The organism is Marinimicrobium locisalis, from assembly GCF_039822625.1.
GTDB lineage: Bacteria > Pseudomonadota > Gammaproteobacteria > Pseudomonadales > Cellvibrionaceae > Marinimicrobium > Marinimicrobium locisalis.
The window spans coordinates 88,151-109,116 of sequence record NZ_JBDLLG010000011.1; the positions used below are offsets into that span (position 1 = coordinate 88,151).

At 62.5% G+C, this 20,966-nt stretch carries 16 protein-coding genes; 7 read left to right on the forward strand and 9 right to left on the reverse strand.

Annotation, left to right across the window (positions count from 1 at the left end; all coding sequences use genetic code 11):
* The first annotated feature begins 2 nt into the window (after positions 1-2).
* From AAE514_RS08655 to AAE514_RS08670, 4 genes are all read left to right on the forward strand, one after another.
* Positions 3-1,928, forward strand: coding sequence for a phytase (locus AAE514_RS08655; protein WP_347331130.1), 1,926 nt, complete (start codon positions 3-5; stop codon positions 1,926-1,928).
* Positions 1,921-3,915, forward strand: a complete 1,995-nt coding sequence (locus AAE514_RS08660; RefSeq protein WP_347331131.1) for a PhoX family protein — start codon at positions 1,921-1,923, stop codon at positions 3,913-3,915. Before AAE514_RS08655 ends, AAE514_RS08660 begins: the two co-directional genes overlap by 8 nt.
* Before the next feature lie 81 nt (positions 3,916-3,996).
* Complete coding sequence (locus tag AAE514_RS08665; protein WP_347331132.1) at positions 3,997-4,467, forward strand: ion channel; 471 nt, start codon at positions 3,997-3,999, stop codon at positions 4,465-4,467.
* 158 nt (positions 4,468-4,625) lie between these two features.
* Entirely contained in the window at positions 4,626-4,841 is a 216-nt protein-coding gene (locus AAE514_RS08670; protein WP_347331133.1) for a dodecin, read from the forward strand.
* A 121-nt stretch (positions 4,842-4,962) separates the two neighbouring features.
* On the opposite strand, the gene AAE514_RS08675 is transcribed toward AAE514_RS08670, so the two are convergent.
* The 9 genes from AAE514_RS08675 to AAE514_RS08715 form a co-directional block, all read right to left on the reverse strand.
* Positions 4,963-5,247: a YebG family protein gene (locus AAE514_RS08675; protein WP_347331134.1), complete on the reverse strand. Its 285-nt coding sequence runs from the start codon at positions 5,245-5,247 to the stop codon at positions 4,963-4,965.
* 58 nt (positions 5,248-5,305) lie between these two features.
* Entirely contained in the window at positions 5,306-6,496 is a 1,191-nt protein-coding gene (locus tag AAE514_RS08680) for a PepSY-associated TM helix domain-containing protein (protein WP_347331135.1), read from the reverse strand.
* A 6-nt stretch (positions 6,497-6,502) separates the two neighbouring features.
* Positions 6,503-8,662: a TonB-dependent siderophore receptor gene (locus tag AAE514_RS08685; protein ID WP_347331136.1), complete on the reverse strand. Its 2,160-nt coding sequence runs from the start codon at positions 8,660-8,662 to the stop codon at positions 6,503-6,505.
* Between the two features lie 158 nt (positions 8,663-8,820).
* The gene (locus tag AAE514_RS08690; protein ID WP_347331137.1) at positions 8,821-11,907 is read right to left on the reverse strand and encodes an efflux RND transporter permease subunit; all 3,087 of its coding nucleotides are present in this window, start codon (positions 11,905-11,907) and stop codon (positions 8,821-8,823) included.
* Positions 11,908-11,922: 15 nt separating this feature from the next.
* Entirely contained in the window at positions 11,923-13,512 is a 1,590-nt protein-coding gene (locus AAE514_RS08695; protein WP_347331138.1) for an efflux RND transporter periplasmic adaptor subunit, read from the reverse strand.
* Positions 13,469-13,765, reverse strand: a complete 297-nt coding sequence (locus AAE514_RS08700; protein ID WP_347331139.1) for a hypothetical protein — start codon at positions 13,763-13,765, stop codon at positions 13,469-13,471. The genes AAE514_RS08695 and AAE514_RS08700 overlap by 44 nt, the downstream gene beginning before the upstream one ends.
* Positions 13,766-13,767: 2 nt before the next feature.
* Positions 13,768-14,973 carry a TolC family protein gene (locus AAE514_RS08705; protein WP_347331140.1) on the reverse strand — a complete coding sequence of 402 codons (1,206 nt, stop codon included), beginning with the start codon at positions 14,971-14,973 and terminating at the stop codon, positions 13,768-13,770.
* 3 nt (positions 14,974-14,976) lie between these two features.
* Positions 14,977-15,936, reverse strand: a complete 960-nt coding sequence (locus AAE514_RS08710) for a M56 family metallopeptidase (protein ID WP_347331141.1) — start codon at positions 15,934-15,936, stop codon at positions 14,977-14,979.
* Complete coding sequence (locus AAE514_RS08715) at positions 15,933-16,343, reverse strand: BlaI/MecI/CopY family transcriptional regulator (RefSeq protein ID WP_347331142.1); 411 nt, start codon at positions 16,341-16,343, stop codon at positions 15,933-15,935. The genes AAE514_RS08710 and AAE514_RS08715 overlap by 4 nt, the downstream gene beginning before the upstream one ends.
* Before the next feature lie 116 nt (positions 16,344-16,459).
* On the opposite strand from AAE514_RS08715, the gene murJ reads away from it, so the two are divergent.
* The 3 genes from murJ (at position 16,460) to ribF (ending at position 20,927) form a co-directional block, all read left to right on the forward strand.
* On the forward strand, positions 16,460-18,091 hold the full coding sequence (gene murJ, locus AAE514_RS08720) for a murein biosynthesis integral membrane protein MurJ (RefSeq protein ID WP_430623891.1): 1,632 nt from the start codon (positions 16,460-16,462) through the stop codon (positions 18,089-18,091).
* 41 nt (positions 18,092-18,132) lie between these two features.
* Positions 18,133-19,869, forward strand: a complete 1,737-nt coding sequence (locus tag AAE514_RS08725) for a flagellar assembly protein A (RefSeq protein WP_347331143.1) — start codon at positions 18,133-18,135, stop codon at positions 19,867-19,869.
* 107 nt (positions 19,870-19,976) lie between these two features.
* Complete coding sequence (gene ribF / locus AAE514_RS08730) at positions 19,977-20,927, forward strand: bifunctional riboflavin kinase/FAD synthetase (protein WP_347331144.1); 951 nt, start codon at positions 19,977-19,979, stop codon at positions 20,925-20,927.
* Positions 20,928-20,966: the final 39 nt, after the last annotated feature.

The window sequence follows — 20,966 nt, forward strand, 5'->3', positions numbered from 1 at the left end:
ACATGCGAACTTTGATAGCGTCACTTTTGGGGGCCGGCCTGATGGTCGGCCTGTCGAGCGCCGCGGCGGCCCAATCCCTGCAACCTTTGCCGGAGTCCTTGGCGGGCTCCGAGTTGGCGCCGGTGATCGATGGCGATCAGCGGCTGCAAGGGTGGTGGCAGCGGGACGATCATTTGCGGTTGCTTGGTCCCGACTTCACCGAGCAGTTTGTGTCGAAAATGTCGGCCCAGGGGCTGGCCGTCCTGCGAGAGCCCGACGGCCAATGGCTGGTGGCCAGCGTTCTGGGAGCGGAACAGACCCCGACATTGATGCGCTGGAACGGGCAAGACAGCGTGCTGGAAAGGGTCAGCCAGACTGCGTCACCGGACTTTGCGGTTGAGGCCCTGTGTCTGCAGCGAGACCCACAGGGGAATGTCTACCTGTTTCTGATTGATGAGCGCGGCAGTGCCAGTCAGTGGTGGTTGCGCGATAGCCGTGGAAATCCGGCGCAGCATAAGGTCCGTGAAGTGGCCGTCGCTCCCAACGGGACGGCTTGCATTGCCGATGGCCAGGGACAATTGTTTTTGGCCGAAGAAGGGTTGGGCCTGTGGCAGTACCCGACTGATCCGGAAGCGGCTCCGGGGCGGTCGTTGGTGGATATCACCCCACCGTTCGGTTCGCTTTCAGAGGGAGCTGGAGCGCTGGCGCGGATCGGGCAGACCCTGGTGGCGATTGATATCGAGCACCGCCGCCCCCGCCTCTACACTCCGGGGGATGAGGGGTGGACGGTATGGCCGCTGGATGATGCCGGCGCGCTGGCGGAACTGGGGGAGCCGGAGCAGCTTCACGCCTGGCACGATGGCGAATCCCTGCAACTGGTGCTCAGAGATGACGACACCGGGCGCCATTTCCGCCTGGCGCTTGCCCTTCCGGAGGGGTTCCCGCGCCGCTATCTCTCAGAGCCTGCGGTTACCAAAGAGCTGCCCGAGGTCAAGCCCCGAGTCGAGACCGAGTCCGTGGCCCGTTTTGGGGATGCGGCCGACGACCCGGCGATCTGGGTTCACCCCTCCGACCCCTCGGCAAGCCGGGTACTGGGCACGGACAAGAAGCTGGGGCTCGATGTGTTTGACCTGAGGGGCAAACGCGTTCAGCACCTGCAGGTTGGACGGGTCAACAATGTTGACCTGCGGTACGGGTTTGACTGGGGCAGCGGGAAGGACGACATCGCCGTCGCAACCCAGCGCGATCACAACAGCCTCTCCGTCTACCGGATCGACTCCACCACCGGCGAGGTGAGCCATCAGGCGGAGCTGCCCACAGCGCTGGAGGAGATCTATGGCCTCTGTCTTTACCAAAGTCAGGCGGGGGGGACCTATGCCATCGCCAATGGCAAAAGCGGTCGCTTTGAGCAGCATCGGCTGTTTGTGGAAGGCGGGGAACTTCGCTCGGAGGTGGCCAGACGGTTTGCGGTGCAGACCCAGCCGGAAGGGTGTGTGGCGGACGACGCTCGCGGGCAGCTGTACGTCGGAGAAGAGGATCAGGGACTGTGGACTCTGCCGGCCGAGCCGGAAGCCGGTTCGGAGTTGACCGCCATTATTGAAGTGGGGGATATTGTGGTGGCCGACCTGGAAGGCGTCGCGCTTTACCCGCAGAGCAATGCCCGCTACCTGGTTCTGTCCAGCCAGGGTGACCACAGTTATGTCATACTCGACGCTGAGGCACCCTACCGGGTGCGGGGCAAGTTCCGGGTAGCCGCCGATGCACAAACCGGTATTGACGGCGTATCCGAAACCGACGGGCTTGAGGCCAGTGCCCGTCCCATGGGACCGGAGTTTGCCCAGGGCATGTTGGTAGTGCAGGACGGCCACAACGTCATGCCCGAGGCGCCCCAGAACTTCAAATATATTTCCTGGACCGATATCGCAGAGGCTTTGGATCTCGATGACTGATGTAATCAACTCCGATGGCGTGTTCGATGTGGATGATGTGCCGGTCAACACCAGCGGCAACCCGGACCTGAATCAGGTCGGTCGCTCGCGCCGGCAAGTGTTGAAAGGCGGGTTGGGGCTGCTGGCGGGGCACCTGGCCGCGCCATCTCTGTTGACCGCCTGCGCCTCGGAGCCGGCAGCCCCCCGTGTGCCGTTTACAAACAGCCCGCGCCCGGAGATCGGTTTTGCCCCTGTGCCCGTGGCGCTCGAACCCGGCTACGATCGGGTAGACGTGCCCCGTGGGTACCGCGCTCGAGCGTTTTTCAGCTGGGGCGACCCGGTAGAGGCAGGCGCGCCCGAGTGGCATCCGGGGGCGGAAAACACCTGGGAGGAGCAGGCGCTTCAAGCCGGCCAGAACCACGACGGCATGCACTACTTCCCGTTCCCGGAAGCGCCCAATGACCACGGTTTGCTGGTGATCAATCACGAGTACATCAATTCGACTTTGCATCCCAACGGACCGTCGGTCACGCAAGGGGTAGACGGCCAAAAGCGTCGCCCACTGGAGGAGGTCCGAAAGGAGCAGGCCGGGCACGGTCTGAGCATTATTGAAATCCGAAAGGATGCCCAGGGTGAGTGGCAGCGCGTTTACCCTTCAAATTACAACCGCCGTCTCACCGCTTACACGCCCATGGCTATTAGCGGCCCCTGCGCCGGCGGCGAGGCTATGAAGACCAAAGACGACCCCAGCGGGCAGGAAGTGTTGGGAACCCTGAACAACTGCTCTATGGGGGTGACCCCCTGGGGAACCTACCTGATCGCCGAAGAGAACTGGAAAAACTACTTCGCCAACCGCGATCCCGGTGATCATGGCCGTCGTCGGGAGCATCATCGCTACGGCATTGCCTCGGGCGCCAACAGTCACTACAACTACTGGGAGTCGGCCGATCCGCGCTTTGATGCCACCCTACGGGCCGATGAGCCGCACGGCGGCTACGTGAATGAACCCAACCGCTTCGGCTGGGTGGTGGAAGTGGACCCCTTTGATCCGACGTCCAAGCCGGTCAAGCGAACGGCGCTCGGTCGGCTGGTTCGCGAAGGCTGCACTTGTGCGCAACACGCCGATGGCAGCCTGGCGTTTTACTCCGGAGATGACACTCGGGGCGAATATGTCTACAAGTTTGTCCCAGAGGGTCGCTTCAATGTCGACAACCCACAAGCCAACCGACAGCTGCTGGATAAAGGCACGGTGTATGTCGCGGTGTACTCGGAAGAAGGGCGGGGCGAGTGGCGCCCGCTGATCTGGGGACGCCCCGGCCTGGCCGAGACGGATGGCTTTCAGAGCCAGGCCGATGTTTTGATCAACCTGCGCAGCGCCGCCGACGCCGTCGGTGCCACACCCATGGACCGGCCGGAATGGGTAGCGGTCAATCCCCACACCGGTGATGGCTACGTGTCCTTGACCAACAACGTGGAGCGAGCGGTCGACCCGGAACAGCCCCTCAACCCCGCCAACCCTCGGCCGGTTAACGTCCACGGTCAGATCCTGCGCTGGCGCGAACGAGATGGCCACCCAGGCGCCACCGAATTCAACTGGGAGCTGTTTCTGCTCGCGGGCGAGCAGTCCCCGCCGGGTGAGTCCTGGAAGACGGACCATGAATACGGCACGATTAACGGCGATATTTTTTCCTGCCCCGACGGCCTCTGGTTTGATAAGGACGGTCGCCTCTGGATAGAAACCGACTTTGGCGACGATGAGGCCCCCTACGATGCCATGGGTACCAACCAACTGCTCTGCGCCGACCCGGTCACGCGCGAAGTCAAACGCTTCCTCACCGGCCCCACCGGTTGTGAAATCACCGGTATTACCGCCCCCCCGGATGGCAAAAGCCTCTGGATCAATGTGCAACATCCGGGGCTGAGCTACCCGGCCAGCGATGGTAAGGCTCGTCCGCGTTCCACCACCGTGTTGATTACCAAAGACGATGGCGGCATTATCGGCAGCTGAGCGGCTCTTGGGGGCGCACAGCAGTTCCCGCCCTTGAGGCCATTTCAAGGGCGGGTTTGGTGAAGAGGCTGGAGACATCGAATGGGGTTTGCGGTTACTCCCGAGTTAATCGTGGTTGTGGTCACGACCGCAGTGGTGTTTTTGGTGGTGATTTTCCACTATGAAGCGATTCAGTTGCTGAACCGTTGGCACGGCCACCGACATCGTCGCTTTGGACGCGATCAACGGACCCGTCCCATTGTGTTGATGACTATGTTTGTCTTGCTGATGGCGCACGTGGTGGAAATTTGGTTGTTCGGTCTGGCCTTCTGGGTGCTATTGGCTCAGGGAGGCTATGGCGTGATTCATGGCTATGACAGCCTGACCCTGCTCGATTGCGTCTATTTTTCAGTGGCGAATTACACCACGGCCGGCTGGGGAGATTTGACCGCCGTCGGTGATATCCGCTTTCTGGCGGGCACCGAAGCGCTGGTGGGCTTTATGATGATCACCTGGTCCGCCTCGTTCAGTTACCTCATCATGAATCGAGCCTGGGGGAGTGATAGAGACTGACGTTGGTCGAGCTGCCGGTCAGTACTGCACAACGTAAAACTGTCCTGCCGGTTTACCGGCGGCGAAGGTGTTGCGGATTCGGAGAGGGCTTTCGGGATTTTTTAAGGCCGTTAACCTGTGCCATACTGATTATTCATTTCTCGACCATGGAGGTCTTCATGTCCAATCATCACACCTACAAGAAGCTCGAAATCGTAGGCTCTTCCCCCACGAGCATTGAAGACGCCATCAATAACGGTCTGGCCGAGTGCAGCAAGAGCGTTAAAAATATTGAGTGGTTTGAAGTGGTGGAAACCCGCGGGCACGTCGAAAACGGTCAGGTTGGGCACTATCAGGTAGTGATAAAGGTCGGCTTCCGGATTGAGGGAAGTTAACGACACCCCAGCGGCCACGGAAGTCGGGTGAATAGGCCGGGCCTGGTGGTCGCAAACGTTTCCGGATAAAACGCTCGTCCCTGAGCGAGTGAGGAGAAACGGACGGTTTGGCCTCGGCGGCTTATTGGTTGGAGGCCATAGGCGTCACGTTACCGGCTTGCCCCTCGGGCTCTTCCAATAACGCTTCGGGTTTACCCTTGCAGGCTTTGCCCAACTGATCTCGGCGCTCGGCCAGCAGCAAGCCGATGGCTTCGCTGTGTTCCTCGCTAATGCCATCCACCTGCGCTTCAATCAGCTGAGTAATATTAGCGGCCAGCTCCAGCATTTTATCGTGGGCTTCCGCGGCTTTTTTGTCATCAAACATCTTTCCATCCCGATCGCATTTCCAAACGGCGACTACAGCCATGGTGTACCTCCTGGGTCATTACTGTTTTTATGTACAGTATTGGGTTGAGGGCCGTTTGTCAACCGCTAAAGCTGATGGCGACCAGTGTCAGGCAGGTGAGTACCAGTGCGAGCTGGGGCCAGCGCAGGAGCTGGCCGCGCCAGAGTGTCCGCCAGCGGGAGGTGGCGGCCTTGGGCGCCAGGCGCAGGGCGTATATCCAGACGCCGGAGGCACTCAGGAGGGTGAGCATCAGTCCCCACAGGAACCAGAGGAACCGGGTCGGTTGGCCACCGAAGGTGCCGAAGTGCAGCGGGTCGGCCGCCTCGGCAATGCGTTGGTGGGCGGTGAGTTGCTCCCCCCGGAATTGGCCGAGCACTTCGCCGGCGGCGGGGTCGAGCAAGAGGATGTTGGTGCGGGGGCGAACCAGCAGGGCGCTGTCCTGGCCCTGGAGCACCACCGGTTGATTGTCGCCCCGGAAGAACAGGCTTTCCAGACGGTAGCCGGGCCATTGAGCGAGCGCGGCTTCCAATGCACGGTTCAGGGGGGCGGCCTCCCTGGGTAGGGGGCCCGCCTCCGGCGGAGGGGGTAGCGCGCTGGCCGCTGAGGGAGCCGCAGCGCCCCATTGTTCGATCAGGTACCAGAAGCTGGTGAGCCCGATGATCAGGATGAACGGCAGACTCCACAACCCCAGCCAGCGGTGCAGATTGCCCCACCAGCGACGGGGTGGGTCGGTGCTTTGCGGTAATTTGAAAAAGCCGCGCCACCAGCGCTTGAAGATGGGAAAGGCCGAGATCATCGACAGCAGCAGAGGGATGCTGAGCAGCGCGACGATCGTCAGGCCCCACTTTAGCGGCAGCATCAGATGGCGGTGGGCCTGACGCAGAAACCGGTGGGCGTTGAACCAGTCGGCCACGCCCTGTACCTCCGCCGTATAGGGGTTGATGTACACTCGCCGCAGCTCGCCTTCTTCGTCCTTGGCGATCAACTCCGAGGCCATATAGCCCGGTAGGTTGACGTGGAAGAAGCTGGGCGTCCAATTCGGGTGCTGTTGCAGCGCCGCCGCCAATTGAGTGCCGGCGGGCAGTCGCTCGGCGTCGGGGGAGGGCGCCTGCACCCGCATGGCGGGGGTGAACAGCCAGTCCACTTCGTAGGCGTAAACGGCGATGGTGCCGGTCAGGGAAACGAAGAAGAACAGCAGGCTCAGCTTCATTCCCGCCCAGGAATGAAGGCTGAACCAGAGCCGACGCCGGCTTTTTGAAGCGCTCGCCATTGGGGTTTAGAACTCGTGACTCAGCGTCGCGATGATCCGCCGCGGTTCTCCCGGAAAGTGGCCCGTGCGCGTGATGAAACCACTTTCGGCGTAGGTCTCGTCAAAGAGGTTCTTCACGTTGATTTGGAGTTTCCAATCCTCGAACTGGGTCTGCCAACTGGCATCGAAGACGGTATAGGCATCGACCGGGTCCCCTTGGATGCCGATTTGATCGCCTTTGTGGTCAACGCCAAAGGCGATGGCCGACTGGAGGCTTAGGAAGTCATAACGGGTCCAGAGTCCGATGGTCTGGTCCGGGGTATTGGCGAAATCGTCTCCGGTGGCATTGGTGATGCCGCTGGTGGCCTCCAGCACCTCCACGTTGTTGTAGGCGTAGTTGAGGGTCATGGTCCACTGGGGCAGCAGGTCGGCGCTCAGGTCCATTTCCGCGCCCCGGCTGCGAACGCGACCGACGGCGACGAGATCATCCACACCGTCGTTGCCCACATCGCCCAGCGGGCTTGCCTGCAGGACATTGCGTCGCTCAATTTCATACGCGGCCAAGTTAAGCCGGGCGCGGCCGTCCAGCAGTTCCAATTTGGCCCCCAGCTCGAATTGTTCGCTCTCCTCCGGCTCGAAGGGGCCGCCGGCCTCCGGGTTTTGGCTGCGGGGAGACTGGGGAACGAAGCCTTCGCTGATGCTGGCGTACAGGTTTACGCCGTCGTTGAGGTGGTAGACACCGCCCAGGCGATAGGTCAACGCGCTGTCACCGTCTTTTTCGGTATTGTCGCCGTCGGCTTCGAAACTCGTGTGGCGCAGGCTGGCGAGTAGGTCCCACTGGTCGGACAGGCGCACCAGATCCTGCACATAGAGGCCGACTTGCTGCTGCTCACTCTCGGCCGGGGTCTCCCACGGATTGTCATCCAGGCCATATTGGGCGCGGGAGGTTTGGCCGTACATTGGGTTGTAGAGGCTCAGGGGCGGAACGACACCGCCCTGTTCGATGGGGGCGCCGCGCTTGGCCTTGAAGTCATCCTGTTGATCAAAGATTTCAGCGCCCACCAGAAATTGATGTTCGATACTCCCCATATCGAAATCCAGCATCAGGTTGCCATAGGCGGATAGGCCCTCGTTGTTGCGCACCTGGTCGCGGAACTGCCGGGCCATCATGTCGTCCACGCCATCGTCATTGGAGTCGTACAAGCCGCGGGGTTCGTGGTAGTTCTGCTTTTCCTGGTTTTCGTAATAGCGGGTAGCCAAGTCGAGACGGAGGTTCGGGGTGAATTCGTGTTGTACCCGGGCGTAGAGGATATCCGCTTCGAGAGAGAGGAAGTCCGTCGGTTCGTTGTGATTCCAGCTCGTATCCACCAGGAAGTTGCCATTTTCATCAATGGGCACCCCGCGAAGTCGGTTGCCGCCGAGTGTCTGGTCCACAAACGAATATTTGAGCAAGGCGCGGGTGCTGTGGGAGGGCGCCCAGACCAGCCCCAGGTCACCCTGATCGTTATCGTTGGTGGTGTTGTTGCGAAACGGTTCTTCGGTTTCTTTCAGCATGGCCACCCGGTAACCCAGGTCGCTGTTACCAAAAGCCCCGGTGGCTTCGAAGTTGACCCCCGTTAAATCATAGTTGCCGGCGAGGACCTGGGCGCGAGCATACCGGTCCAGTGAGGCCTGACTGGTGTTGTAGTTGATCAAGCCGCCGGGCTGGCCAGCGCCGTAAACCGCACCGCTCGGGCCTTTGAGCACTTCCACCTGGTCGATACCGAACAGCCGGGGCACCGTGAAACCGGCGTAGGGATCGCCGCGCAACCCGTCGTAGAGCACCTCGTCCTGACGAAAACCGCGGAAGGTGACTCCGGAGTAGCTGAAAAAGTTGACGCCGCTGATGCTTCGGTAGAGATCCCGGGCATCCCTCGCGCCCTGGTCTTGAATCAACTCCTTGTTGAGCACCTGCACCGCGGCCGGCACTCGAGTCAGGTCAGCGCTCAGGCGGGTGGAGACGGAGGATTCGGACACTTGGTAGAGCGTCTGGGCGCGACCGGTCACGATGAACTCTTCGGTCACGGGCCGGGTTTCCTGGGCCCAGCTCTGGCTGGCGGCGAGTAAAGCGAGGGGGAGTAAAGAGTGTTTGAACACGGGTTTTTCCTCTGTGTCGTTGCTGGTGTTGCGAATAATAATAGTTATCATTATATTTTTCAATAATAGACGACATTTCAGCAGCAGGAGAGGCGGGGGGAGGGTGATCGCTAGGGTGTGAACGTTGGTCGAGGGACCGTTGGGAACCCTCTCATCGGAATGGCCCGCTACGAGAGGGACTCGTAGCGGGCTTGCTAGCAGACGCGCGTTTAGGTCGGGCGAGCAGCGCCAAAGCGCAGATACATCGCCGGGACTACCAGCATGTTCAGCGCGGTGGAGCTAAGCAGCCCCCAGAGAATTACGATGGCCATGGGTGCCTGGATTTCACTGCCGGGCTCGCCGCTGGCCAGTGCCAGAGGCACCAGGGCGAGGGCGGTGGCCAAGGCGGTCATGAGGATGGGGACCAGTCGCTCCTCCGCCCCCTGTCTGACGGCTTGAGCGGGGGCGAGCCCTTGGTTCTGAATCAGGCGGCGGATGTGGTCCACCAGGATGACGCCGTTGCGGGTGGCGATGCCGAACAGCGTGATGAACCCAATTAGTACCGCTACCGTGACAATGCCTCCGGCAAACCAGACGCCGGCTACCCCGCCAATCAGTGCCAGGGGCAAATTGAGCATGACCAGCACGGCATCCCGGGCTCGCCCGAAGGCGGTGACCAGGAGAAAGAAAATACCCACAATCACCAAAGCGCCGAGGAGAAGCAACCGGGTACTGGCCGCTTCGGCGCTCTGAAATTGCCCACCGTATTCCACCCGATAGCCGGGAGGCAGCTCCACATTGGCGGAGACGGTTGCCTCGATATCTTCCACCACACCGATGAGGTCGCGCTCGGCCACGTTGGCCATGACCACCAGGTGGCGTTGAACGTTTTCCCGGCTAATGGTGTTGGGGCCGCGCTCACGCTGGATGTCGGCCAGCGCCGCGAAGGGCACCTGAGCCCCGGAGGCCAGGGTCAATTGGGTGTGCCTGAGGGTCCTCAGGTTCTCTTTGGCGTTTTGAGGCAGGCGCACCACCAAGTCAAAGCTGGCTTCCCCGTCCAGGATGCGCCCGACGGTGGTGCCATTGAAGGCCGTTTCCAACGCTTCGGCGGCTTCGGCCACGCTCAGTCCGTAGTTGGCGAGCGCGGGTCGGTCAAAGCGCACCGTGACAAACGGAATCTGACTCTGCTGATCCATGGCCACATCCACGGCTCCGGGAATATCGCGTACAAGGGCTTCGATTTGACGGCCCAGACCTCGTAGCTCGAACAGGTCGTCACCGAAGATCTTGATGGCGATATTGGCACGGGTGCCAGAGAGCATATGGTCAATGCGGTGGGAAATCGGTTGCCCTATGATCACGTTGGTGCCGGGTAGCAGTGCGAATTTCTGCCGCAGAGCGGACAGCAGTTCAGTCTTGCTCCGGTCGGCCATGTTCAAGGAAACGTCAATTTCGGAAGCGAACACCTGCTGGGCGTGGGGGTCCCGTTCGGCCCGGCCGGTGCGCCGGGCGGTGGCCACCACCTCCGGTTGGGCCAGCAGAATTTTCTCCACCCGCTGGCCCAGGGCGTCGGAGCTTTCCAGGGAGGTGCCCGGCAGGGTGACCACGCTCAGGGTCAGGCTGCCTTCATTGAATTCGGGCAAAAAGCCGCGCCCGGCCAGGGCGAGCCCTACCAGAGCGGCCAGTAGCAGCGCCAGGGCGCCGCCGATGACCACCGGCCAGCGCCGCAGCGACCATTCCAGAAGGGGCCGATAGCTCGATTTGAGCTTCTGAATCAGGCGGGTGTCGTGGGCTTGGGTCACAGTGCGGCTGTTCGGCAAACCCAGGAGGCAGAGTACCGGCGTGACGGTAACGGCCACCAGCAGTGAGGCCGCCAGAGAGACCACATAGGCGAGCCCCAGCGGTTCCAACAGCCGCCCCTCCACCCCGCTGAGGAAAAACAGCGGCAGAAACACCAGAATGATGATCAGGGTGGCGAAGACGATGGACCCTTCAATCTCCCGGGTGGCTGCGGAGACGACCTTTAACGCCGAACGCTGTTGAGGCTCGGGCAACTCGGCGTTTTCCCGGAGCCGGCGGACAATGTTCTCCACCACAATGATGGCGTCGTCCACCAGCGCTCCGAGCGCAATGGTCATGCCCCCGAGTGTCATGGTATTGAGGGTGCCTCCCAGCCAGCGGATGGATAGCACCGCCACCAGTAACGACAGGGGAATGGCCACCAGGGCAATGGCGGTGGCCCGCACGCTGTACAAAAACAGAAACATGATGGCCACCACCAGGATGGCCCCGTCCCGCAGCGCCGCACTCAGGTTGTCGATGGAGACGGTAATAAAATCCGCTTGCCGGAAGGCATCGGTTTCGATCTGCATGCCCTCGGGCAGAGACCCCTGCAGCTCGGTCAGGACGCCATCCAGGCGTTCGGTCAGTTTCAGCGTATTGACGCCCGGTTGTTTCTGAATGCCCAGCACCACCGCCGCTTCGCCCTTGTAACTGCCGGTGCCGCGTCGGGGGGCGGGGCCGGTCTCAACCAAGGCGAGGTCGCGCACGAGCACCGGCGTCTGATCCCGGGTGGTGACCACCGCCTGTTCCAGGTCGTCGATGGTGCGGGCGCGGCCAATGCCCTGAATCAAAAATTCCTGGCTGTTCTCGGTCAGAAAACCGGCGGAAGCGTTCCGGCTGGCGCCGGCCACGGCCTCCCGCAGTTGGTCGAGCGTCACGTCGTAGGCTGATAGCCGCTCCGGCGAGGCAATTACCTGAAATTGCCGGGTTTCGCCGCCGGTGGGAATAACCTCCGCCACCCCCGGCACGGCCAACAGCCGCCGCCGGACCTGCCAGTCGGCCGCGGTTTTCAGGGCCATCTCGTCGTGTTGGTCTGAGGTCAAGGCGATAAACAGGATCTCGCCCATGATGGAGGTGACCGGGGCGAGGACCGGGGGCGGCAGGTCCTCCGGCAGCGCCGCCGAGACATTTTGCAGGCGCTCGGCGACCCGTTGGCGTGCTCGGTAGATATCGGTTCCCCACTCGAATTCCACCACCACCACGCTGATACCGACACCGGTGTTGGAACGTACCCGCCGAACGCCCCCGGCGCCGTTCATGGCGGTTTCAATCGGGAAGGTCACCAGCCGTTCCACATCTTCGGGTGGCATCCCGTGCGCTTCCGAGACGATGGTCACGGAGGGGGCGGTCAGGTCGGGGAAGACATCCACCGGGGCTTTCAGGGAAGACCAGCCGCCCCAAGCCATCAGAAGACCGGCGGCGGCCAATACCAACAGCCGGTTGCCGAGTGACCAGCGTATGATTCGATCAATCATTCAAAGCTCCGGGGGTTAGTGAGCGTGGCCGTGGCCGATTTCGCCGCCGCCGGCGGAGGCCAGCTTCACCAGGTAGGCGCCTTCGCTGACGACCCTGTCACCAGCGTTCAGGCCCTGCTGAACCTCAACCCAAGCGCCGTCGCGCACGCCCAGCTCAACCGGGCGACGCTCAAAGCTTTCTCCGCTGATCTGCACGTAGACCACGGGACGGCCATCATCGTCGATAACCGAGCTGCGAGGGATGGCAAGCCGGAGGGAGGCGGGTTCGGTAAATACATGGACCGCCATTCGGGCCCCGAGCAGCGTGGGGCCGAGCTCGGTGGGGTACTCCACGGTAACACCCGCCGTGCGAGTGTCTGGATCTACCGCGCTGTCGAAACGAACCACTCGGGCGCTGTGGTGCGCATCCAGCACCAACGGGCCTTCGGGTTGATCGAGCCAAGCGCCGCTGCTGCGGGAGAGCTGCCCGGCAAAACGCTCCGGTATCCGGATGGCGAGCCAGCGACGTTCCGGCGCGGCGATCCGAAAGAGTGGCTCGCCCGCCTTGATAAAGGCGCCGGGGCTGACATTGGTAGTGACCACTTCCCCGGCCACCGGCGCCCGCAGGGCGAGCCCCGCCTCGGCGTTGCCGGACTCATACTGTTCCGCCCGGGCGCGGGCGGCGCGAAATTCGGCTTGAGCGACATCGAGCGCCTCCCTGGCTTCCAGTAGCCGGCGCTCAGGTATGGCCCCTTGGGCCAGCAAACCGTCCAGCCGTTCAACATCGCTTTCTGCCAGGGCCAGGCGAGAGCGAGCCTGTTCCAGAGCGACCATCAGGCTGCCGACATCAGATTGGTCGCCCAGACGGGGAATTAGCACGCCCAACGTGGTGCCTTGCGTTACTTCCCGGCCCGGCTGAATCAGGGGGGCGTTTGCGATATAGCCATCGGCCGGTGCCCGCACGGTGGCGGCGCCGTCGGCGGGGGCGGTTACCGTGCCAAAGCCCGGCACAGACCGTCGCAAGGGGCGGGATTTAGCGGGTACGGTGGCAAAGAGGTTGTCCCATTGCTGTTCCTTCAGATACTGAATATCCCCTTCGGGGTGACCGGCTAGCCCTCGAATCGCCTCCTTGCTCGGAAAAACCCGGACCTTGCCCAGAGCGTGCCGGGCGGTTACTTCCCCCAGACTGACTTCGATTGTCAGGTCGAACTCACCGCTATCGCGGGGGGCGACGCCGGGCCGGAAAATGCCGGGGCGGGTGGGCTCGTTCACCCGAAAGCGGGCGATGGTGCGCCCCTCGCGCTGCAGCAGTACGTCCAGACGACCGTCGGTCAGCGGCTTAAAGTCGCTCAACCGGGTCACGTGGGCCGCGAAGGGGGAGGTTTGCCCGGCCACCAATGGAGAGAACTCCACAAACAATTCGGTGTGCTCACTGAAATCGGTATGTACCACGGCCGGCGCATCGTGGTCCTCATGGGCGGCGTGGCCCCCTTCGGGACCGTGGTCATGACCGTGCCCGCCCGAAGGCGTATCGGAGCAGGCGCTGATCAGCAGAGCCAGACCGAACGCCCAGGGGCGCGAATCAATGCGCATGGTCGTGCCCTTCGCCGTGGTCATGGTCGTCATGGTGCGGCTCGGAGTCGGTATCGTCGGCTGCCGGTTGTTCCGCTTCCTCGCCGTAGTACGCTTCCGTGTTGGAATGGTCGTGATCACCATGGTCGTGTTCATGGCCGTCCTCGTGCGAGTGGCCATCGTCACGCTGGTGGGCCGGGTCATCGCCGTGGTCGGTATCGGTGGTACGGCTGTCCTCGGCATCACTGCAGGCGGTGAGGGTTAAAACCAGCGCGCCAAGGGTGAGTAGGGGCTTCAATGACTTCATGGTTAATCTCCGGTCAGTAGTTTCAGTTGGATAAAAGTGCCGCGCGCCTCCAGTTCACGTTGGATAAGCGCCCGACGTGCATTGAGTTCGGAGCGATGGGCGTCAATTAACTCCGCCACGTTGAGTTCTCCGGCCGCGTAGCCGCTCTCCGCAACCTCAGACAGTGATTCCGGTGGCGCCTTGAGGCTGTCGAGCAGCGCCAGGGCCGAGGCTCGCTCGGCGACCAAATTGCGCTGCAGCGCGCGCAAGCGGGTGGTGAACTCCGCGCGGGCGAGCGCGAGGTCCGCCCGTTGTTGTTGAGCTCGGCCCCGTTGAGTTCGGGCCTGGCCAGAATGGCGGTCAAAAAGGGGAATCTCAATCCCGATTGAGAGGACGTTGCCGTCGGCCTGAAAACCCGGCTCAACCACCTCTTTGCGACCAACGCCCAAAGTCACTTCCGGCCACCGCTGGCGTTCCGCCGCGCGGGCGCGAACCTCGGCACTTTCGGTTTCCGCTGACAGCGCCTGCAGTAACGGGCTCTGGGTGGCGGCGCTGGAAATGCCAGGCGCATTGTAGGGCGGTGGCAGCAGGCGGCCAGTGAGCGGGCGCTGCTCGTCGCCGGTGCGCTGGGCCAAACGGTCCCGGGCGGACGCCGCCTTGGCGCGTGTGTTCAGGCGTTCGCCTTCCAGCAGAGCCAGCTCTTGCTTCAGGCGGGTGAGATCGTAGTGGGAGGCGTCGCCCGCCGCCACTCGCTGCTCAATGGCATTTGTCAGCTCGGTCAGGCGGCGATGCCAGTCGGCGATGAGGCCAGCCTCCCGTCGCGCCGCGAGGGCTTCATAGAAGCGCTGGCGGATATCGGCCGCCCACTCCCGACGGGCATGGTCATTACGAAGGTCCGTGGCCCGGTGCTGGTGACGAGCCGCTTTCCGAGTCAGCCGGGGCACACCGGCCAGATTGATGCGCTGGCGGATTGACCAGGTATTCTCTTCGGTCTCGCCCGCTGGCAGTTCCAGCGCTTCGCGAGTGTATTCAACTTCCGGGTTGGCCCAGCGGCCCGCGGATTCGACCCGACCTTTGGCAATGTCAGTATTGGCCTCCCAAAGGGCCGTGGCCTTTGGGTGCTGGAGACCGAGCCGCACCGCTTCCCGTTCGGTCAACGAGGGGGCGGCACTGGCCATGCCGAAGGCGAGCAGCAGGAGGACGAAGATTGGGAGGCGGGATCCATACACGGGTTAGACTCCTACCAGAAAGCCGAGAAGGGTTTCGAGGGAATGGTGGGCGACGACTATGGCCGTGACGCCGGCGAGAAAAGTAGCGCTGGTCAGTATGCTCGTGACGGGTGTGGCCCCGGCTGGCGTGCCGGGCCGGGCATGGAGCAGCCGATGGATGCGCGTCAGCAAATGTCCGCCGTTGGCGGACAGGCTTCCCGCGGGTGCGGGCCCGCTCAGGCGCGCCACCTTGATTAGCGTGGCCGCCACGGCGTCCGGGCCAAACCGGAGGGCCGCCCGATCATCGGCTTGTTCCTCCACGCGTTGCCGCCACAGGGCGCCAAGGGCGCGTGCCGAGCACGGCCAGTGCGCCAGTAACAATACGTTGAACAGTAGGTGGCGCAGTGGGTCACGTTGACGCAGATGGGCCACTTCGTGGGCCAGGACGATTCGACGCTCCCTATAATCGAGTCGGTCTGTCAGCCCTCGGCTCATAAACAGGGTGGGGTACCGGTAGCCCGCGGTGCAGGCAAAAGCCTCAGGGGTATCGAGACGACGCAGCCGACCCCGTCCCCGGCTCAAGGCTCTCAAAGCCGCTATGTCTCGGGCCGCTCTGTGCTCGCTCTGCAGAAAGCCCGCCAGTACTTTGGCTGACAGGCTTGCCAGCGCCGCAGCGCCGAACAGATGGATCCACTGCCAGTCGAGGGCAGGCCAGTGCTCGAAACACAAATGGGGGTGATGCGTGCCGTGGTGAATGCAGTGGTCGGTGATCCAGCCGAGTGGTTTACCCGCAGCGGTAATGCACATCGCGGTGACCGGGGTCGCCATGGCCAGCCAGGGCGTCAGGGAAAGTAACCATAAATGTCGGCTCCGGAAGTCACGAGAGAGCCAGCGCCCGGCCAGCCAGAGCAGGCCACTGGCCGGTAGCCAGGCCAGCAGAGCGCCGAGGGCGAGTAAGTATAAAAAGTCGAGCCACACGGTCATGACGATGGTCCCTCCCCGCGCCGCGCCTTTAGCACCTGCTCCAGCTCGTCCAGCGCCCGTTCGTCCATTTGATCGGCGGCATCCACAAAGGCCGCGAGAGAGGAGCGGGCGTCATCGGCGAAGCGGCCAAGCAGGTCATTGATCAGCCCGGCAATCAGCTGTTGTCGGGGCACCTGTGGGCGATAACGAAAGGCATGGGCCACTTTAGTGCGGCTAAGCAGTTGCTTGCGGTACAAGCGGTCGAGGGTGGATTGAATGGTGTTCAGGGAAATGCCCCGCGCGTTGCCCAGGGTGGCGTGCAGATCCTTGGCGGATTGCTCGGGGGCCTGCCAAAGCACCTTCATAACGGCAATTTCCAGATCGCCGAGAGGGGGCGTGTTGACGGAGGAGGGTTCTTTGTCGGACACGGGACCTCCGGTTGCGTTGCGATCGCAAAGGGATGAGCCTAGTGGCCAGAAAACCGATAGTCAATCGGTTTTTTGCGGCAGGCCGTTGCTGTATCTCTGCTGTCAGAGTGTGGATAATGCGCCTGTTGTCTCTGAACTCAGGAAGGACTGTGACCGAATTGCACCCCCCCAGCACTGCCACCGCGCCTAAAGCGCCCAGTCTGCTGCGCTCCAGCTCTCTGGTGAGCGCCTTTACCATGCTCTCTCGGATACTGGGGCTGATTCGGGACATGGTCTTTGCCCGGGTGATCGGCGCCGGGGCCGGGGCGGACGCCTTCTTTGTGGCCTTCAAAATCCCCAATTTCATGCGCCGGCTGTTTGCCGAAGGGGCGTTTGCCCAGGCCTTTGTGCCGGTGCTATCGGAGTACCGGCAAAGGGGGTCTCACGAGGCGGTGAAGGCGCTGGTGGATCGGGTGGCCGGGTGTCTCGGTTCGGTACTGATTTCGATCACCTTGTTGGCGGTGGTCGGTGCCCCGGTGGTAACGGCGATATTTGCGCCGGGCTTCTGGTTGAACACGCCGGACAAATATGCCCTCACCGTGGATATGGTGAGGGTGACCTTTCCTTACCTCCTGCTGATCTCCCTGACCGGTTTTGCCGGGGCCATTCTCAATAGCTACGACCGTTTCGCGATTCCCGCTTTTACGCCGGTGTTGCTGAACCTCACCTTGATTGTTTCGGCACTGATTGCGGCCCCGCTGGTGGAAACGCCGGCCTACGCCTTGGCCTGGGGCGTCATGGTGGCGGGGGTGGTCCAGTTGCTGTTTCAACTGCCGTTTTTGCAGCGGGTGCATCTGTTGCCGGCCCCGAAAGTCGACTGGAAGGACCCGGGGGTACGCCAAATTCTGTGGCTGATGGCCCCCGCGCTATTCGGGGTGTCGGTCAGCCAGATCAACCTTCTGTTGGACACGGTACTGGCCTCGTTTTTGCCCACTGGCAGCGTCTCCTGGCTGTACTATTCGGACCGGCTGGTGGAGCTGCCTCTGGGAGTGTTCGGCGTGGCACTGGCGACGGTTATTACGCCGAGCCTGTCCCGCCAGCATGCCGCAGAGGACCCGGTGACGTTTAGCCACACGCTCGACTGGGCGCTGCGTAGCGTGCTGGTACTGGCGCTGCCGGCGACGCTGGCGTTAATTTTACTGGCCGAGCCCATTTTGCTGACGTTGTTCCAGTACGGTGAAACCAGTGTGCGGGATATGGCCATGGCCGCATTGAGCTTACGCGCCTACGCCCTTGGCTTGTTGGCATTTATGTTAATCAAGGTGCTCGCCCCCGGTTACTTTGCCCGCCAGGATATGAAAACCCCGGTGCGTATTGGTATCTACGCCATGGCAGCGAACATGGTGCTGAACCTGGTATTCGTCCTGCCATTGTACTTTTGGTTCAATATTGGCCATGTGGGGCTGGCGCTGGCGACGGCCGTGTCCGCCTACCTAAATGCCTTTCTGTTGTTTCGAGGGCTCCGCCAACGGGGAATCTACCGGTTGCCTCGCGGCTGGGGCTTGCGGTTGGGGCGCTTTGCGGGCGCTAATGTGTTAATGGTGATGACGCTGTGGGTGTTGCTGGCCTATTGGTCGAACTGGGCTGAGTGGGGGTGGTGGCAGCGAGGCTGGCGCCTGACGGTTCTTTGTACCCTGGGTTTGGTGGTTTACGGTGCTAGCTTGCGGCTATTTGGCGTTAAGTTCTCTGAATTTCGCTCCCACCGGTAAATAAAACGGCAAGTGTGGCCGTTTGTGCTACGCTTGTCGATATGAGCGACAGCGATCACTCCAAGCCGGCTGGTGCCCCCAAACAACCCGGCTCACCAGCCTCCCGCGAGGCCTCGGCGACTCCCGCCGGACCGGCCCCTGGCGCCCCTCATTCTTCCCGATTAACCCCTTGCGCCATCCAGCTCTCTTTTGACGAAGCCGAAGGGTTGGTGCTCGCCAGCCTCGAGCCTTCACCCCAAGCCACGTCAGTCACTGTGGAGGGCGTACGTGCCTTGTTGTCCGAGGCGGGTTACGGTGCCTTTTACGCCCCCGACGCCACGCTTGAAGCCCTGGTACAACAGGCCAATAACGGCAAAGCGGGAGAACTGGTAGTAGCGCAGAGGCGGGATGCCCGAATGGAATGGCATATCGCCGATGACCATATGAGGGCTGAACTTACCCTGCGCCCAGCCTGGGGAGGCCGCGCCGTCACTGATAAGGATTTGGCGAAAGCACTGGAAACTCAGGGTATTCCGCAAGCCTGCTGGTTGCGTAAGACGCTGGGGCGTGTTCTTCAGCAAGGGATGGCCGACGCCGTGGTGGTCGCTCGGGCTGTTCTTCCCTTACAGGGGGAGAACGCCCGCTTTGAGCCTTTGGTGGCCAGCGGTGAGGAGTTTCATCTGGAGGAAGATGCCCGGGGGCGGGTTGACCTTCACCACCTGCATGACTTTGTCGTCGTGGAGCCTGGCACACCGTTATTGCGCCGCGTGCCCGCCACCGAAGGTGAACCCGGCCTAACGGTGCTGGGCGAAGCGCTCACGCCCAAGGCGGGCCGAGACCGGCCCTTTGACTCCCCCACCGAGGGGGCGAGCTCGGCGGGAGATGACCCCAACCTAATGGTGGCCGACATCCGGGGCCATCCCGTGTTTAGTGGCGCCGGGGTGCGAGTGGATCCGACTCTGCGGCTGCAAACAGTGGGGCTTGAATCCGGCGATGTCGATTTCGACGGCTCAGTCGAAGTGGCCGGCGATGTTAGCAGTGGATTTGTGCTCAAGGCCACGGGCGACATTCTCGTCAGAGGCATGGTGGAAAAAGCCGACGTCAGTGCCGGTGGCAGTCTCTCGATTATGGGCGGGGTTATGGGAGAAGAGGTGGGGCGACGCCACGACGGCGACCTGCAATTGAGAACCCACCTGAGTGCCGGCCACACCCTGAGCGCCAAGTTCATCAGTCTGGCGGAGGTGCGGGCCAAGGGGGATATCCACGTGCGTGAATACGCAATGCAAAGCCGCCTTAACGCTGGGCAAGATATCGTTCTGGGCCAGCCAACCGGAAAGGGCAGCCTTATTGGCGGCTCGGCGCAGGCGGGGCGAGCGGTCATCGTGAACCGCCTGGGCAGTGAGGCTGGCGTGGCGACCGAAGTCAGCGCTGGGCGGGCGCCGGGAAAAAGCCGCCGACTGCAATCGCTCAAGCAGGCCCTGGAGCTGTGCGAGCACAACTGGCACAAGGTGACGGAGACCCTCCAATGCCTTGAGCGGGATGAACGCCCTCCCACCGAAAAAGACCGGCGGCTATACGCCACTCGAGACGCCCTACGCGCTCGCCGGCAGCGCCTTCTGGGCCTCATAGAACGGCTCGTGGCCCGGCGGCAGCCCACGGAAGCCTGCCGAATAGAGGTCAAACGGCAGCAACACGCGAACATCGGCCTCACCGTCGACGGCGTTCGACGCTACGAGAACGCCGAGCACGGCCCCTCCCGCTGGGTTCGCGTGGGGGTCGAACTACTCAATCGCCCTTGAGAGCACTGCCCGTGGGGGGGGGCTTCTACCTCTTACCCCGGCCCGCCGGCTACTGTATACTCACGCGTTTCTCAACGGTTGACTGAACGAGGCACGCGGGTATTACTGTGAATCCGGCCCCCAGAGAGTTCATTCGCGGGCTGCACAATCTGCGCCCCCGCCACCGGGGCTGCGTAGCGACCATCGGCACCTTCGATGGCGTGCACCTGGGCCACAGAGCCATACTGCGCCAGTTAACCGACGCCGCGAAGCGGCACCAGCTGCCCGCCGTGGCCATCATATTTGAGCCCCAGCCGCACGAATACTTCGCCCGGGAACGCGCCCCGGCGCGACTGATGCGGCTGCGGGAAAAAATCGAAGCGCTGTTCGCCGCCGGCGTCGACCGCATACTCTGCCTGCGCTTCAACGCCGAGCTGCAAAGCCTGACCGCGCGCGAGTTCGTCGACCGCATTCTCCTGCGGGGGCTGGGCATCCACCACCTGGTGGTGGGCGACGACTTCCGGTTCGGCTGCGACCGGGCCGGCGACTTCGAACTGCTCACCGCCGTCGGACGGGAACAGGGCTTCACCGTCACCGACACCTGCACACTGGAAGTGGCGGGCAGCCGGGTAAGCAGCACCCGAATTCGAGAGGCGCTGCAAGCGGGGGAATTCCCCCTGGCCGAACAGCTACTGGGCCACCCCTACCGGATCACCGGCCGGGTCGGCTATGGCAAACAACTGGGCCGCCAACTGGGCGTACCCACCGCCAACGTGCAACTGCGGCGCTACCGCTCGCCCCTGCACGGCGTGTTCGCCATCACCGCCCACCGGACAGACGGCCGGTCCCACAATGGCGTCGCCAACGTCGGTGTCAGGCCCACCGTCAACGGCTTGCCCCGGCCTATACTGGAAGTCCACCTATTGGACTTCTCGGAAAACCTCTATGGTGAATACTTGTCGGTAGAGTTTCACCGCAAGTTGCGGGAAGAACAGAAATTCGAGTCGGTGGATATACTGCGAGAACAGCTGCAAATCGACATCGACAACGCGAAACAGTTTTTTAGAGAGCGCGGCTAAATTGTGCGTGACACCAGAATGTGGCACGGAGGCTCAGGG

Bases quoted from the DNA above. Each gene is read 5' to 3' on its own strand.
- AAE514_RS08655 (WP_347331130.1), top strand. From the start codon at position 3: ATGCGAACTTTGATAGCGTCACTTTTGGGGGCCGGCCTGATGGTCGGC.
- AAE514_RS08710 (WP_347331141.1), bottom strand. From the start codon at position 15,936: ATGACCGTGTGGCTCGACTTTTTATACTTACTCGCCCTCGGCGCTCTG.
- AAE514_RS08725 (WP_347331143.1), top strand. From the start codon at position 18,133: ATGAGCGACAGCGATCACTCCAAGCCGGCTGGTGCCCCCAAACAACCC.
- AAE514_RS08680 (WP_347331135.1), bottom strand. From the start codon at position 6,496: ATGGCGAGCGCTTCAAAAAGCCGGCGTCGGCTCTGGTTCAGCCTTCAT.
- AAE514_RS08700 (WP_347331139.1), bottom strand. From the start codon at position 13,765: ATGAAGTCATTGAAGCCCCTACTCACCCTTGGCGCGCTGGTTTTAACC.
- AAE514_RS08665 (WP_347331132.1), top strand. From the start codon at position 3,997: ATGGGGTTTGCGGTTACTCCCGAGTTAATCGTGGTTGTGGTCACGACC.
- AAE514_RS08660 (WP_347331131.1), top strand. From the start codon at position 1,921: ATGACTGATGTAATCAACTCCGATGGCGTGTTCGATGTGGATGATGTG.
- murJ (WP_430623891.1), top strand. From the start codon at position 16,460: ATGCGCCTGTTGTCTCTGAACTCAGGAAGGACTGTGACCGAATTGCAC.
- AAE514_RS08690 (WP_347331137.1), bottom strand. From the start codon at position 11,907: ATGATTGATCGAATCATACGCTGGTCACTCGGCAACCGGCTGTTGGTA.
- AAE514_RS08675 (WP_347331134.1), bottom strand. From the start codon at position 5,247: ATGGCTGTAGTCGCCGTTTGGAAATGCGATCGGGATGGAAAGATGTTT.
- AAE514_RS08695 (WP_347331138.1), bottom strand. From the start codon at position 13,512: ATGACGACCATGACCACGGCGAAGGGCACGACCATGCGCATTGATTCG.
- AAE514_RS08670 (WP_347331133.1), top strand. From the start codon at position 4,626: ATGTCCAATCATCACACCTACAAGAAGCTCGAAATCGTAGGCTCTTCC.
- AAE514_RS08685 (WP_347331136.1), bottom strand. From the start codon at position 8,662: ATGATAACTATTATTATTCGCAACACCAGCAACGACACAGAGGAAAAA.